This window comes from Ottowia beijingensis, from assembly GCF_042680925.1.
Taxonomy (GTDB): Bacteria; Pseudomonadota; Gammaproteobacteria; order Burkholderiales; family Burkholderiaceae_C; genus Ottowia; species Ottowia beijingensis.
This window is the reverse complement of sequence record NZ_JBHUEP010000001.1, coordinates 253,039-266,261: the sequence shown is the minus strand read 5'-3', so window position 1 is coordinate 266,261 and position 13,223 is coordinate 253,039. Positions and strand designations below refer to the sequence as shown.

Genomic DNA, 13,223 nt, shown 5'->3' with positions numbered 1-13,223 from the left:
GGGGTCCCCCCGGCCACCAGCGTTGTCCCCCTTCCAGGGGGAAGGCGCGTCAGCGCCTCAGGGGGTCGCCGATTTTTCTGGCAATTCGATCTTGACTTCGAGGACTTCCAGGTCGTCCTGCCGCTCCAGGTTGACCTTGATGTCCTTCGGATCGATCTTGACGTACTTGCTGATGACGGCGATCAGGTCGCGCTGCAGGTCGGGCAGGTAGTCGGGCTCGAAGGCGGCGCGGCCGCCGCGCTCGTGCGCCAGGATGATCTGCAGGCGCTCCTTGGCGACGCTGGCGGTCTTCTTCTTCTCGCCCAGGAAGAATGAGAGGAAGGACATGTTCACTTGCCCCCGAACAGGCGCTTGAAGAAGCCCGGCTTCTCGGCCTCGATGTAGCGCAGCGGAATGTCGGCGCCCAGGAAGCGCTCGATGACGTCGGTGTAGGCGCCGGCCACGTCGGTGCCCTTCAGGTGCACCGCCGGCAGGCCCTGGTTGGAAGCCTGCAGCACCGCATCGCTCTCGGGGATCACGCCGATCAGCTTGATGCGCAGGATGTCCTGGATGTCCTCCAGGCTCAGCATCTGGCCGTCGGCCACGCGGTTGGGGTTGTAGCGGGTGATGAGCAGGTGCTCCTTCACCGGCTCCTTGCCGTCGATGGCGCGCTGCGTCTTGCTGCCCAGCATGCCCAGGATGCGGTCGGAGTCGCGCACGCTGCTCACCTCGGGGTTGGTGACGATCAGCGCCTCGTCGGCGTAGCGCATGGCCAGCAGGGCGCCGGTCTCGATGCCGGCGGGCGAGTCGCAAACGATGTAATCGAAGTCCATCGCCGCCAGGTCGTCCAGCACCTTCTTCACGCCTTCCTGCGTCAGCGCGTCCTTGTCGCGCGTCTGGCTGGCGGCCAGCACGTACAGGTTCTCGCACTGCTTGTCCTTGATGAGGGCCTGCGTCAGGTTGGCCTCGCCCTGGATGACGTTGACGAAGTCGTACACCACGCGGCGCTCGCAGCCCATGATGAGGTCGAGGTTGCGCAGGCCGACGTCGAAGTCGATGACGGCGGTCTTGTGGCCCTTCAGGGCCAGGCCGGTGGAGAAGGCGGCGCTGGTGGTCGTCTTGCCGACGCCCCCCTTGCCGGAGGTCACCACAACGATTTTGGTCATGTCAATTGCTCCCATCGCGCGCAACAGCGCACGAAGAACGTGGATGGGCTAGGTCAAAAATTCCGATGGCCGCGGAGCAGGCCGAGCCAGGCAACGCCGTGCCCGGACCTGCGCCGGGCACTGGCGTTGTCCCCCCTCGCGCAGCAGAGGGGGGAAGGCGCGTGAGCGACTCAGGGGCGTGCTTCATTCGATCGGTTCGAAAATGAGTTTGTCGCCGGCCTCGCTGGAGGCCAGTCGCACACTGGCAGCGCGGCCCCACACGGTGTCGGGCAGGGGGTCGTCGCCGGTGCGGTAGACGCCGGCGATGGACACCAGGTCAGGCCGCATGTCGCGCGCGAAGATGCGCGCCTCGGCCCACCCGCGTGCGCCGGCAATGGCGCGGCCGCGCAGCGGCGCGTAGACGTGGATGTGGCCGTCGGCAATCACCTCGGCACCCGGGTTGACCATGGCCAGCAGCACCAGGTCGCGCCCGCGCGCATACACCTGCTGGCCCGAGCGCAGCGGCCGGTCGATCACCAGCGCGCCGGGCGGCGGTGGCTCCGGCGCGGTGGCGGCGCTGTCGGCGGTGGGCAGCGTGGCGTCTGCAGCGGGCGGGGTGGGTCCCCGTGCCTCGGGCGCCAGCAGCAGGCCCAGCGCCTGCGCATCGGCCTGCTGCTGCGCGCTGCCGCCGCGCACCGCCAGCAGGCGCAGGCGGCGTTCGTGCAGCAACTCGCCCACGCGCTGGAAGTCGATGCTGGCCTCGGCCTGCTCGGCCGGCAGCAGGGCCAGGTCGAGCACCACGCCGTCGTCCTCGAAGAAGTCGGGCATGTCGCCGTACTGCGCCTGCAGTTCGTCGGCCAGCACGTCCAGTTCGCTTGATTTCAGGCGCAGCGCCAGCAGCGGCAGGTTGGCGCTCTTGATGTCGAAGGTGGAAGGGCTGCGGCCGGCAAGGGCAACGGACATGGTCGCAGAAAGCGTCGGTGAAGGCGGTCCGCGGCGCGGACGTCAAAGCCGAGCGATCTTACCAGCCGCACTGCACTGCAAACGCCGGCAAACGTACGGCGGTGTAACAGGGTGCCCGGGTGTGTTCAGCGCTCCGCTGTCTTGTCTCTTAGGTCTTTTATATAAGCGTAGTAGTCGTAGTAGGTGCCCTGCACTTTTGTGGACAAAGCCGCCAAAGCCTGCAGCGGCAAGGGTTTGCCGGCGGTCGCGGTCTGTGGGCAAGACGGGCGGGATGGAGGGGTCGGGCAGGGACAACTTGGCGGCCGCCGCGGGTTCTGTGGATAAGGCGCCGGTTGTGCCAGCACTGTCCACAGGCTTGTCCGCAGGGGCGACTCAGGCCGCCCCCGGCCTTATTTGTCGATGATCCACTGGATGATGCCCTTGGCGATGAAGCCCACCATGCCGAAAGCCAGCGCCAGGAACAGCACGAAGGTGCCGAACTTGCCGGCCTTGGCCTCCCAGGCCAGCTGCGCGACGATGAAGATCATGTAGAGCATGAAGGCGCCGACCCCGATGGTGAGGCCGAACCAGGCGATCTGCTCTTCGTTGAAGCCGAACATGTCAGTACCCGACAGCGCCGCGTTGCACGGGCGGCGCAGACAAAACAAGAGAGGGCGGGACGACGCTCATTTCATCCCTTCCGGTGGCAGGCGCTCGGGCAGGCTGGCGGCGTCCACCAGCGCCCGGTAGGCGTGCCAGCTGGCATGGCCGAGCCAGGGCAGGATGACAATCAGACCCAGCAGCCCGGTGGCCATGCCCAGCAGCGTCAGCCCCATGATGAGCGCGGCCCACAATGCCAGGGCACCGGGGTTGGTCATCACCGTCTGCCAGCTGGTCAAAACGGCCTGCAGCACATCGACCCGGCGGTCCAGCAGCAGCGGCATGCTGACCACGCTGGAGGCGAACAGCGGCGCCGCCATCAGCGCGCCCATGGTCAGCCACAGCTCGAACAGGTGGCCGCCGGGCGCCAGCACCACGTGGCGCACGAAGTCCATCGGCGTGTGCACCGGCTGCGGCGCCATCAGGGTGATGAGCGCGGCCGAGGTCAGCACCCAGCCGGTGCCCGCCAGCGACAGCAGCAGGCCGAAGCGCACCAGGCTCCAGTAGCCGCCGTGCACGGCGTAGCGCGAGTATTGCCAGCGCGTCCAGGTCTTCCGGATGGTGCGCCAGCCGGCGGGCTCGCCGCGCTCCAGCGCGCGGCTCAGCGCGTACAGGCTGGTGGCCAGCACCGGCGCCACCACCAGAAAGCCCGAAAACGCGCCGGCCAATAGCCAGAAACGATCACCCGCCAGCCACAGCAGCAGCAGACCGAACACTGCCATGGCCACGCCGTGCACCAGGCTGCAGGTGCCGCAGCGCCACAGGTCGCGCCAGCCCTGGCCGAGCCAGCCAAGCGGCGCCGTCAGCTCGACCTGGCGCACGGCCGGCAGTTTCAGGGTGCCGCGCGGCGGACGGGGCGGCAGCGGAGGAGGGGGAGGAGCGGTGTAGGGCACGGTGCGCAGCTTAAGGCCGTTCCGGCGCCGGCGCCAGAGTGCCGATGCGGTCGATTTCTATCAAAAGTATAGCTGTGTGCGTCGCTTGGGTGCCTTGTGAGGTCTTGTGCGGTGGGTGGCTTCAGGACACGGACAGACGCTGAGATCACTACACTATCAGGAGCTTCTAGCGCTTGTCTGATAAGCGTTTGAGTCCGATTGGGCATGTAAAAACCGCCCGAAGGCGGTTGGTTGGATGAAGGTTGATGGCTCAGCGGCCCAGCGCGTTCATGGTCTCGCTGTCCAGGCGGCCGGTGGCCATCAGTCCCTCGTCGCGCTGGAACTGGCGCAGCGCGTTGGCCGTGCGCGGGCCGGAGATGCCATCGACCGTACCGGGGTCGTAGCCCTTGTCCAGCAGGCGCTGCTGGGCCTGGCGCACCGTCAGGCGCACCGGGCCCTGCTCGGCGGCCGGCGCGGTGACCGCGGGTGCGGGGGCAGGCTCGGCCGGCGCCGTCACCGGCGCTGGTGCGGGTTGGGGTGTGGCGGTGGTGGTCGGCTCGGAGGCGCAGGCGGCCAGCAGGGCCAGCGGCGCGCCCAGGGCGATCAGGCGGGTCAGCGATGCAGTCATGTGGTGTTCCTTCCGTGCGTTGGTATGACGGGCAGACTGGCGGTGCCAGCCCGTAGCCCGTACGCATACGGTAACACCCCCGGGTTTCAGCGGAGAGAAACCGGTGCCCAGGCCGACCTGGTGGCAGGAAAAAAAATGGCCGGCGGGCACCTTGAGGCACCTGCCGGCCGAGGCGGCACCGCGTTTTGGGTGCCGCTTATTCAAGGGTCAGCGGGTCAACGCCAGCCCATGCCACCGCGCGGGCCATGGCCAGGCCCGCCACGCTTGCCGCCCTTGTCACCGCGCATGGCGCGGTCGTCGTAGATCTTCTGCTGCTCGGGTGTGAGCTGGGCGTAGAAGGTCTTGACGGCATCGCCGCGCTGCTTCATTTGCGCGTGGCGCTCGTCGGCCCGTTGCTGCATGCGGTCGATGCGCTGCGGCGTGCTGAGTTGGGCGAACTCGGCGCGGTCCATGCGCTGACCAGGGCCGCGCATATTGGCCGGTGGCTGCATGGCGCCGGTGTAGGCGGTCCAGGCGGCTTCCTGCGCCGGGGTGATCTTCAGCTGCGCCTTCAGATCGGCCATGCGCTGGGCGCGGCGCTCTGCCATGCGTTGCTGGCGCTGCTCCATGCGCTTCTGGAACTCGGCCGGGTCCATGCGGCCGCGCTGCTGCACGGCGGTGGTTTCACCCGCGGCGGGCGTTGCGGGGGCGGGGGTTTGAGCGACGGCGAAGGCGCCGGTGGCGGCCAGCACGGCGGCGATGAAGAGGCGTTTCGGGGTCTGAGCCATGGTGTGCTTCCTTTCAGGATCGGGACTCGGGATCAATGCGTGGCTGGCGGTGGGCTGAAAGGCCTGGCGCCGGCTTGAAAGGAAGTTTGCGCGCCGCGTGTATCGCGCCCATCAGCGGCGCATGTCGGTTTGTAAAGATGGGTGAAATTTCTGCCGCTGGCGGCGCCTCAGTGGCCTGCCAGGTTGTCGAGGATCGGGCACTCCGGTCGGTCGTCGCCGTGGCAGTGATGCAATAGATTTTGTAGCGTCTTGCGCATGTCCTGCATGGCCTGGATGCGTTTTTGCAGCTCATCCGCATGGCGCGTGGCGATGCGTTTGACGTCGGCGCTGGCGCGCTGGCGGTCGTGCCACAGGCTCACCAGTTCGGCGATCTCGGCCATCGAGAAGCCCAGATCGCGCGCCCGCTTGATGAAGCGCAGGGTGTGCACGTCAGCCGGCGTGTACTGGCGGTAGCCGGCGTCGGTGCGGGCCACGGCGCCCAGCAGGCCGAGCGCCTCGTAGTGGCGCACCATCTTGGCCGACACGCCCGAGGCACGGGCCGCCTCGCCGATGGCGACCGGGCTGGTGGCGGTGCTCATTCGTCGACGCTGTAGCCTTCTTCCCTGATGGCGGCGGCGATGGTCTCGCGCGGCTGGGTCGACTGCACCTCGACCAGATTGTTGGCACGGTCGATCTTGACCTCGGCCCCGCCGTCGATCTGCTTGATGGCGCGGGTGACGGCCGCCTCGCAGTGGCCGCAGGTCATGCCGGTGACGGTGAATTGCTGGGACATGGTTCGGGTCTCCTTGAAGAATGGATGGGTGACAAAAGCATAGCCTGAGGCTTGCCACCGTGGGAAGGTCAAGGGGCTTGCGGTAGCGTAGGCGGTGGCCGCGCGCGGGTTGTTCGGGTGGAAGGGACGGGGCTGGTATCCAAGTCCTAGATCAAGTAGCTAATGGGAGTATCGATTGCCAGCGCTGGATGGATAAGCGCTGGTGGTTATATGGATTGGGAGTATGTTCATGCTTCAACCCCAAAGCCGGGTCAGATGCCCACCGAAGATGCCAACATGAATGCCCGCCCTTCCCTGTTCCAAACAGCTTCGCCATGACCCCGACCGTCGCCCCGATCTCCACCAGCATCCCGCATTGCACGCTGCGCCCCTGGCGCGAGGGTGACCAGGACGCGCTGGTGCGCCATGCCAACCACCGCGCGGTGTGGCGCAACCTGACGGGCATGTTTCCGCACCCGTACACGCGCGCCGATGCCGACAGCTGGATCGTGACGGCGCAAGCCGATGCACGCAGCCTGCACCTGGCGATTGCGCTGGATGACGAGGTGATCGGCGGCATCGGCGCCATCGCGGGCAGCGGCATCGCGGTGGCGACGGCCGATTTCGGCTACTGGCTGGGCGAGGCGTTGTGGGGCCGCGGGCTGGCGAGCGCGGCGGTGCTGGCGTTCAAGGCGCATCTGCTGCGCTCGGGCCGCTTCGCGCGGCTGCAGGCGGGCGTGTTCGCGTGGAACCCGGCGTCGATGCGCGTGCTGGAGAAGGCCGGCTTCGTGCGCGAGGGCGTGCTGCGCCACAGCGTGACCAAGGACGGCGCGCTGATCGACAGCGTGATGTACGCCTGCACCGCGGCCTGAAGGCGGCGCCCGCCGGGGGCAAAAGACCGCCCGCTTGACCTTGACATGGGGTGAAGCCTCACACTGGGCGCATGAACGATATCGCCACCACCGCCACGCTGGACCTCGGCGTGGGCGGCATGACCTGCGCCAGCTGCGTGTCGCGCGTCGAGCGCGCCTTGAAGAAGGTGCCCGGCGTGCAGGACGCGGCCGTGAACCTGGCCACCGAATCGGCCCGCGTGACCTATGCCGGCGGCGATGACATGGCCGCCGTGCTGCGCCGCGCCGTGCGCGACGCCGGCTACGAGCCGCGCGCGGCCGATGCCGCCATCGACGCCGCCGATGCCGGGCCGTGGGCCGGCTTCTGGCCGGTGGGCGTGGGCCTGCTGCTGTGCGCGCCGCTGGTGCTGCCGATGCTGGGCATGCCCTTCGGCTGGCACTGGATGCCGCCGCCGTGGGTGCAGTTCGTGCTGGCCACGCCGGTGCAGTTCTGGCTGGGGGCGCGTTTCTACAAGTCGGCCTGGGGCGCGATCAAGGCGAAGAGCGGCAACATGGAACTGCTGGTGTCGATCGGCACCACGGCGGCGTGGCTGCTGTCGGTGTGGCTGTGGCTGGGCAAGCCGCACGCCGATGGGCACGTGCCGCACCTGTACTTCGAGAGTGCCGCGGTCGTCGTCACCCTGGTGCGGCTGGGCAAGTGGCTGGAAGAGCGCGCCAAGCGCCAGACCACCGCCGCCATCCGCGCGCTGCATGCGCTGCGGCCCGAGGTGGCGCACCTGATCGACTGGGACGGCAGCGAGAAGGACATCCCGGTGGATGAGCTGCGCACGGGCGACCGGCTGGCCGTGCGCCCCGGCGAGCGCGTGCCGGCCGATGGCACGGTGACGGAAGGTGCCACGCAGGTGGATGAATCGATGCTGACGGGCGAGCCCTTGCCCGTGAGCAAGGCCGTGGGCGACGCGCTGACCGGCGGCTCGATCAACGGCGACGGCCGCGTGCTGCTGCAGGTGACGGCGGCCGGCAGCGAGAGCGTGCTGGCGCACATCATCCGCCTGGTGCAGGACGCGCAGGCGGTGAAGGCGCCGGTGCAGCGGCTGGTGGACAAGGTGGCGGCGGTGTTCGTGCCGGTGGTGATCGTGATCGCGCTGGGCACCTTTCTGGGCTGGTGGCTGTGGGGCGGCACGGGGCTGGAGACGGCCATCATCCGCGCCGTGGCCGTGCTGGTCATCGCCTGCCCGTGCGCGCTGGGGCTGGCCACGCCCACGGCCATCATGGCGGGCACGGGGGTGGCGGCGAAGTTCGGCATCCTGATCAAGGACGCCGAGGCGCTGGAGGTGGCGCACCGCGTGGACACGGTGGCCTTCGACAAGACCGGCACGCTGACGCAGGGCCAGCCGCGCCTGCTGGCGCTGCTGCCGGCGCCGGGTGTGGACGAGGCGGCGGCGCTGCAGACGGCGGCCAGCCTGCAGTCGGGCAGCGAACACCCGCTGGCGCGCGCCGTGCTGGCGGCGGCGCGCGATGGCGGCGTGGCCTTCGATGCGCCGCAGGACGTGCGCGCCGTGCCGGGCCGCGGCACCGAAGGCACGGTGGCCGGCCACGGCGTGCTGATCGGCAGCCAGCGCTGGATGCGGGAGCTGGCCGTGGATTTGAAGCCTTTTGAGGCTACAGCGCAGGCGCAGCAAGCGCAGGACGCTACTATTTCAATAGTTGCCGTGCGCACGGGCGAGGGCGCAGCACCACGTGCCGTGGCGCTGCTGGCCTTCGGTGACGAGCCGAAAGCCGGTGCGCGCGCGGCCATCGACACGCTGCACGCGCGCGGCATCCGCGCCGTGATGATCAGCGGCGACAACCGCGCCGCCGCCGAGGCCATGGCGCGCCGGCTGGGCCTGAAGCCCGAGGACGGTGAGGTGCTGGCCGAGGTGCTGCCGGGCGACAAGGCGGATGCCGTGCAGGCGTTGAAGCGCGGCACCCTCCCCCGCTGGGGGAGGGCTGGGGTGGGGGCTGGCCACGCTGGCGATGACGCTGCGGTGGATCAAATGGCGCAGCCCCCATCCCCACCTTCCCCCAGCGGGGGAAGGGGTGAACAGCCGAATCTTCACCCCGGTACGCTCCCTCTTCCCGGTGGGGGAGAGGGCTGGGGTGAGGGTGGGGAGCCTTCGCACGGCACGGTTGCCGATCAGGCGCCGCGGCCCTCGCCCCCAGCCTCTCCCGCCCGCGGGAGAGGGCGCAAGCCCCACGTCGTCGCCATGGTCGGCGACGGCGTCAACGACGCGCCCGCGCTGGCGGCAGCCGACGTGGGCATGGCCATGGGCAGCGGCACCGACGTGGCCATGCACGCGGCCGGCATCACGCTGATGCGCGGCGACGTCGGCCTGGTGCCGGCGGCGCTGGACATCTCGCAGCGCACGGTGGCCAAGATCCGCCAGAACCTGTTCTGGGCCTTCATCTACAACGTGGCCGGCATTCCGCTGGCCGCGCTGGGCTACCTGAGCCCGGTGCTGGCCGGCGCGGCCATGGCACTGTCTTCGGTCAGCGTCACGACGAACGCCCTGATGCTGAGGCGCTGGCGTCCGGCGGCCAGTGCCACCACCGGCCGTGGGGACTAAAGTGTGAAATAAGTCGCGGTGGACCGTTAGACTGCGCGGCGTGTCCGACTGCCGAAGAACGTCCGCCATGCGCTTCCATTCCGCCTTGTTGGCTACGACCCTGCTGGCTGTACTGCTTGTCACGGGGTGCAAGCCATCCGCTACTGAATCTGTGCCGGCTCCGGCCCATCCCCAGCCGGGCTCGGCCCCCGCGCCGGCGCCTGTGCCCGTGCCCGTGCCCGTGCCCGCCGCCAGCGCGCCGCAGGCCGCCTTCGATATCGCCAAGCTGCCGCTGAGCCAGGTCACGCTGGGCGAATGGCCATACCTGGGGCTTCCCGACGGCTATATCGCCGAGGGGCGCGCCAACCGCACCAAGGCGTTTGCCCGTTTTCCGTTCTGGGTCAACGGCGCGGCGCACTGGGTGGAAGGGCGGTTTCATGAATGGCGCTTCAGCGCCCAGCCAGGGGCGCAGTATTCACCGCCGGAAGTAGCCAAGAACGTGGAGAGCATGGTGCAGCAACTTGGCGGCGTGAAGGTGAGCGAGGGCAAGCTCCCGGCCGAAACCGCCAACAGCTGGGGTGACGAGATCACCCAGGGCTTCATCGACGGACTGGGTGATGTGTGGAACCGTCCCGTCACTACCTATGTGGTGCGCCGCGACGACGGCAACATCTGGGTGCACTTCGGGCAGAACAACGAACAGGGGTGGATGACCCTTGGGCAGGAAAAGGCCTTCCAGCCCAGCGCCCAGTTGCTGCCCGCCGGCGAGCTGAAAAAGCAGCTCGACAGCGCCGGCAAGGTCACCATCGCCGTCAACTTCGATACCGACAAGACCTCCATCCTGCCCAGTTCGCAGCCGCAGATCGATCAGGTGCTGCAGTTGCTGAAGGACGACCCGGCGCTGCGCCTGTCGGTGAACGGTCACACCGACAACCGGGGCGACGCCGCGCACAACCAGGCGCTCTCCGAAGGCCGCGCCCGGGCCGTGGTGTCGGCCCTCAACGGCCAAGGCATCGAAGCCGCTCGGCTGACGGCGCAGGGCTTCGGCGACACCCAGCCGGTGGCCGACAACAGCTCCGACGAGGGCCGTGCGCGCAACCGGCGGGTGGAGCTGGTCAAGGCCTGACGGGAGGCGTCCATGGCTGATGCGGTCGGCGCGGAAACCGACCGTGATTGCTTGATGCGCATCAACTTCGAACCGGGTTGGATGGCCAGCGTTCGCGCCTGCGCGGGCAGTTGTGGCATGCTCGCATTTCACGCCCGCCAAGCGGAGAGGAGACTGATTTGAAACACCGGAGTCTGGAGATCATCCGCGACGAGCATTCGTCGCTTGCCGCCATGCTGCAGTCCATGCGGATGCTGGTGGACCGCGGGCCCGGCGACGACCCGAAGAACTTCTTCGACGTGCTGCGTGCCATGCTGTTCTACATCGACGAGTTTCCCGAGCGCCTGCACCACCCGAAGGAGACGGAACTGCTGTTCCCCCGCGTGGCTGCCGCCGCGCCCGAGGTGGGCGTGGCCATTGCCCGGCTCGACCGCGACCACGAGTACACCGAGAAGGCCGTGCGCGATATCCAGCACCTGCTGATGGCGTGGGAATACATGGGCGAATCGCGCCGCCAGGCCTTCGTGGACGGGTTCACCCGCTACGTCAATCTGTACCTGGCGCACATGCAGCTGGAAGAGCAGGAAGTGCTGCCCGCCGCCGAGAAGCACCTGACCGAGGCTGACTGGGCACTGCTGGACGCCGAGTTCGAGAAGAACTGCGACCCACTGACCGGCAAGTACAAGCCCGACCCGGCCTACGAGGCGCTGTTCACCCGCATCGTGATGAACGCGCCCGCGCCCATCGGACTGGGCGGCGGCTGACGGCCCCTGCCCTGAACCTGAAAAGGCCGCCACCGCGCGGCCTTTTTGCCGCCCGGCGTTTGTACTGCACCCCAGTATCCCGTAGACTGGCCGTGAGTACCTGCCATGCCCCATTCACCCGACGACAAGAAGCGCGCCATCACGCGCCTGCGCCGCATCCGCGGCCAGGCCGAGGCGCTGGAGCGCAGCATTGCCGACGGCGCCGACTGCGGCCCCGTGCTGCAGCAGTTGGCCGCCATGCGCGGCGCCGTCAACGGTCTGATGGCCGACGTGCTGGAGGGCCACCTGCGCGAATCCTTCGGCCACGCCGACTGCAGCATCGAAGCATTGCAAGACCCCGCCCATGCGCGCACGCACGAGGCCATCGACGAGATTTCGTCGCTCGTGCGCTCGTACCTCAAGTAAACCCGTTCACCAGGAGACACGCCCATGAAATCCCGCGCCGCCGTTGCCTTTGCCGCTGGCCAACCGCTTGAGATCGTCGAGATCGACGTCGCCCCGCCGAAGAAGGGCGAAGTCCTCATCAAGATCACCCACACCGGCGTCTGCCACACCGACGCCTTCACGCTGAGCGGTGACGACCCCGAGGGCATCTTCCCCGCTGTGCTGGGCCACGAGGGCGCGGGCATCGTGGTGGAGTGTGGCGAGGGCGTGACCAGCGTGAAGCCAGGCGACCACGTGATCCCGCTCTACACCGCCGAATGCGGCGAATGCCTGTTCTGCAAGAGCGGCAAGACCAACCTGTGCGTCTCGGTGCGCGCCACGCAGGGCAAGGGCGTGATGCCCGACGGCACCACGCGCTTTTCATACAACGGCCAGCCCATCTACCACTACATGGGCTGTTCCACCTTCAGCGAATACACCGTGGTGGCCGAGGTGTCGCTGGCCAAGGTGAACCCCGATGCCAACCCCGAACAGGTCTGCCTGCTGGGCTGTGGCGTGACCACGGGCCTGGGCGCGGTGAAGAACACCGCCAAGGTGCAGCCGGGCGACAGCGTGGCCGTGTTCGGCCTGGGCGGCATCGGCCTGGCGGTGATCCAGGGTGCCAAGCTGGCCAGTGCGGGCCGCATCATCGCCATCGACACCAACCCGGGCAAGTTCGACCTGGCACGCACCTTCGGCGCCACCGACTGCGTGAACCCGAAAGACCACGAAAAGCCGATCCAGCAGGTGATCGTGGAGATGACCACCTGGGGCGTCGACCACAGCTTCGAGTGCATCGGGAACGTGCAGGTGATGCGCGCCGCGCTCGAATGCGCGCACCGCGGCTGGGGCCAGAGCGTGATCATCGGCGTGGCCGGCGCGGGGCAGGAGATTTCGACCCGGCCGTTCCAGCTCGTCACCGGCCGCAAGTGGATGGGCACGGCGTTTGGCGGCGTGAAGGGGCGCAGCGAGTTGCCGGGCATGGTGGACGATGCGATGGCGGGGCGGATTCAGCTGGCGCCCTTCGTCACGCACACCATGCCGCTGACGGAGATCAACACCGCGTTCGACCTGATGCACGAGGGCAAGTCGATCCGGAGCGTGGTGCACTACGCTTGAATGCCCCCGTGCTTGATCTGCTCCTGCCTCGGATTTAATATCTATTAACAACAGATAGGAGAAATCCCATGCCCACCAGCGTTGCGCTTGGCAGTCATTTCGAGGTTTTCGCCCGCGAGCAAGTGCAGAGCGGCAGATTCAACAACGTCAGCGAAGTCGTGCGTGCCGGCTTGCGCCTGCTCGAAGAAAGCGAGCAGCGCCGGCAACTGGAATTGGACGCGCTGCGGGCCGAGATCGCCGCCGGTTTGGCCAGTGGCGCTCCGCGGCCTGCGGAGGAGGTTTTCGCGCGCGCCGAGACCAGATTCGCCGACCGGGCGCGCTGATGCGCCTCGGCTTCACGCCGCTGGCGGAGCAGGATCTGGTGTCGATCGCCGACTACATCGCCACCGACAACCCACGCCGGGCCGCCAGCTTCGTGCGGGAGTTGCGCCAACAATGCGAACGCATCAAGCGCAACCCGACCGGCTACCGGCTGCGTCCCGAATTGGGCGAAGGCATCCGCTCTTGTGCGCACGGCCGCTACATGGTTTTTTTTATCGCATCGGCCAGCGAGATCGTCGTCGTGCGCATTCTGCATGGCGCGCGCGATTTGCCAGCGCAGTTCGCAGCGGATGAGACCCCGCCCTGAACCG

Annotated in this window: 18 protein-coding genes; 9 read left to right on the top strand and 9 right to left on the bottom strand. The window is 68.2% G+C overall.

The window, feature by feature from the left end; genetic code table 11:
- Positions 1–57 precede the first annotated feature (57 nt).
- From minE to ACFSCU_RS01220, 9 genes are all read right to left on the bottom strand, one after another.
- On the bottom strand, positions 58–327 hold the full coding sequence (gene minE / locus ACFSCU_RS01260; protein WP_333706749.1) for a cell division topological specificity factor MinE: 270 nt from the start codon (positions 325–327) through the stop codon (positions 58–60).
- Positions 328–329: 2 nt separating this feature from the next.
- On the bottom strand, positions 330–1,145 hold the full coding sequence (gene minD, locus ACFSCU_RS01255) for a septum site-determining protein MinD (protein WP_377559603.1): 816 nt from the start codon (positions 1,143–1,145) through the stop codon (positions 330–332).
- Between the two features lie 183 nt (positions 1,146–1,328).
- A complete protein-coding gene (gene minC, locus ACFSCU_RS01250; protein ID WP_377559601.1) occupies positions 1,329–2,087 on the bottom strand; it encodes a septum site-determining protein MinC in 759 nt (252 codons plus the stop codon).
- A gap of 389 nt (positions 2,088–2,476) precedes the next feature.
- Positions 2,477–2,686, bottom strand: a complete 210-nt coding sequence (locus ACFSCU_RS01245; protein WP_180550367.1) for a DUF2788 domain-containing protein — start codon at positions 2,684–2,686, stop codon at positions 2,477–2,479.
- Between the two features lie 66 nt (positions 2,687–2,752).
- The gene (locus tag ACFSCU_RS01240; RefSeq protein ID WP_377559599.1) at positions 2,753–3,619 is read right to left on the bottom strand and encodes a DUF2189 domain-containing protein; all 867 of its coding nucleotides are present in this window, start codon (positions 3,617–3,619) and stop codon (positions 2,753–2,755) included.
- Between the two features lie 250 nt (positions 3,620–3,869).
- Positions 3,870–4,226 carry a peptidoglycan-binding domain-containing protein gene (locus ACFSCU_RS01235; protein WP_180550368.1) on the bottom strand — a complete coding sequence of 119 codons (357 nt, stop codon included), beginning with the start codon at positions 4,224–4,226 and terminating at the stop codon, positions 3,870–3,872.
- A 215-nt stretch (positions 4,227–4,441) separates the two neighbouring features.
- On the bottom strand, positions 4,442–4,993 hold the full coding sequence (locus ACFSCU_RS01230) for a Spy/CpxP family protein refolding chaperone (protein ID WP_377559597.1): 552 nt from the start codon (positions 4,991–4,993) through the stop codon (positions 4,442–4,444).
- Between the two features lie 167 nt (positions 4,994–5,160).
- A complete protein-coding gene (gene cueR, locus ACFSCU_RS01225; protein ID WP_180550371.1) occupies positions 5,161–5,571 on the bottom strand; it encodes a Cu(I)-responsive transcriptional regulator in 411 nt (136 codons plus the stop codon).
- Entirely contained in the window at positions 5,568–5,765 is a 198-nt protein-coding gene (locus tag ACFSCU_RS01220; RefSeq protein ID WP_180550372.1) for a heavy-metal-associated domain-containing protein, read from the bottom strand. Before ACFSCU_RS01220 ends, cueR begins: the two co-directional genes overlap by 4 nt.
- Positions 5,766–6,079: 314 nt before the next feature.
- Between ACFSCU_RS01220 and ACFSCU_RS01215 the strand changes: the two genes are divergently transcribed.
- The 9 genes from ACFSCU_RS01215 to ACFSCU_RS01175 all read left to right on the top strand — a co-directional run bounded on the left by ACFSCU_RS01215 (position 6,080) and on the right by ACFSCU_RS01175 (position 13,219).
- Positions 6,080–6,616, top strand: a complete 537-nt coding sequence (locus ACFSCU_RS01215) for a GNAT family N-acetyltransferase (protein ID WP_377559594.1) — start codon at positions 6,080–6,082, stop codon at positions 6,614–6,616.
- 71 nt (positions 6,617–6,687) lie between these two features.
- A complete protein-coding gene (locus tag ACFSCU_RS01210) occupies positions 6,688–9,201 on the top strand; it encodes a heavy metal translocating P-type ATPase (protein WP_377559592.1) in 2,514 nt (837 codons plus the stop codon).
- Between the two features lie 214 nt (positions 9,202–9,415).
- The gene (locus tag ACFSCU_RS01205) at positions 9,416–10,306 is read left to right on the top strand and encodes an OmpA family protein (RefSeq protein WP_377559589.1); all 891 of its coding nucleotides are present in this window, start codon (positions 9,416–9,418) and stop codon (positions 10,304–10,306) included.
- Positions 10,307–10,318: 12 nt separating this feature from the next.
- Positions 10,319–10,468 (top strand): hypothetical protein, encoded by a 150-nt coding sequence (locus ACFSCU_RS01200; protein ID WP_180550374.1) that lies wholly within the window; start codon positions 10,319–10,321, stop codon positions 10,466–10,468.
- The gene (locus tag ACFSCU_RS01195) at positions 10,465–11,049 is read left to right on the top strand and encodes a hemerythrin domain-containing protein (protein ID WP_333706760.1); all 585 of its coding nucleotides are present in this window, start codon (positions 10,465–10,467) and stop codon (positions 11,047–11,049) included. The genes ACFSCU_RS01200 and ACFSCU_RS01195 overlap by 4 nt, the downstream gene beginning before the upstream one ends.
- A gap of 105 nt (positions 11,050–11,154) precedes the next feature.
- Positions 11,155–11,454, top strand: a complete 300-nt coding sequence (locus ACFSCU_RS01190; protein WP_180550375.1) for a metal-sensing transcriptional repressor — start codon at positions 11,155–11,157, stop codon at positions 11,452–11,454.
- Between the two features lie 24 nt (positions 11,455–11,478).
- Entirely contained in the window at positions 11,479–12,591 is a 1,113-nt protein-coding gene (locus tag ACFSCU_RS01185; RefSeq protein ID WP_180550376.1) for an S-(hydroxymethyl)glutathione dehydrogenase/class III alcohol dehydrogenase, read from the top strand.
- A 68-nt stretch (positions 12,592–12,659) separates the two neighbouring features.
- Positions 12,660–12,914 carry a type II toxin-antitoxin system ParD family antitoxin gene (locus tag ACFSCU_RS01180; protein WP_180550377.1) on the top strand — a complete coding sequence of 85 codons (255 nt, stop codon included), beginning with the start codon at positions 12,660–12,662 and terminating at the stop codon, positions 12,912–12,914.
- Entirely contained in the window at positions 12,914–13,219 is a 306-nt protein-coding gene (locus ACFSCU_RS01175; protein ID WP_377559588.1) for a type II toxin-antitoxin system RelE/ParE family toxin, read from the top strand. The genes ACFSCU_RS01180 and ACFSCU_RS01175 overlap by 1 nt, the downstream gene beginning before the upstream one ends.
- The last annotated feature ends 4 nt before the right edge of the window (positions 13,220–13,223 follow it).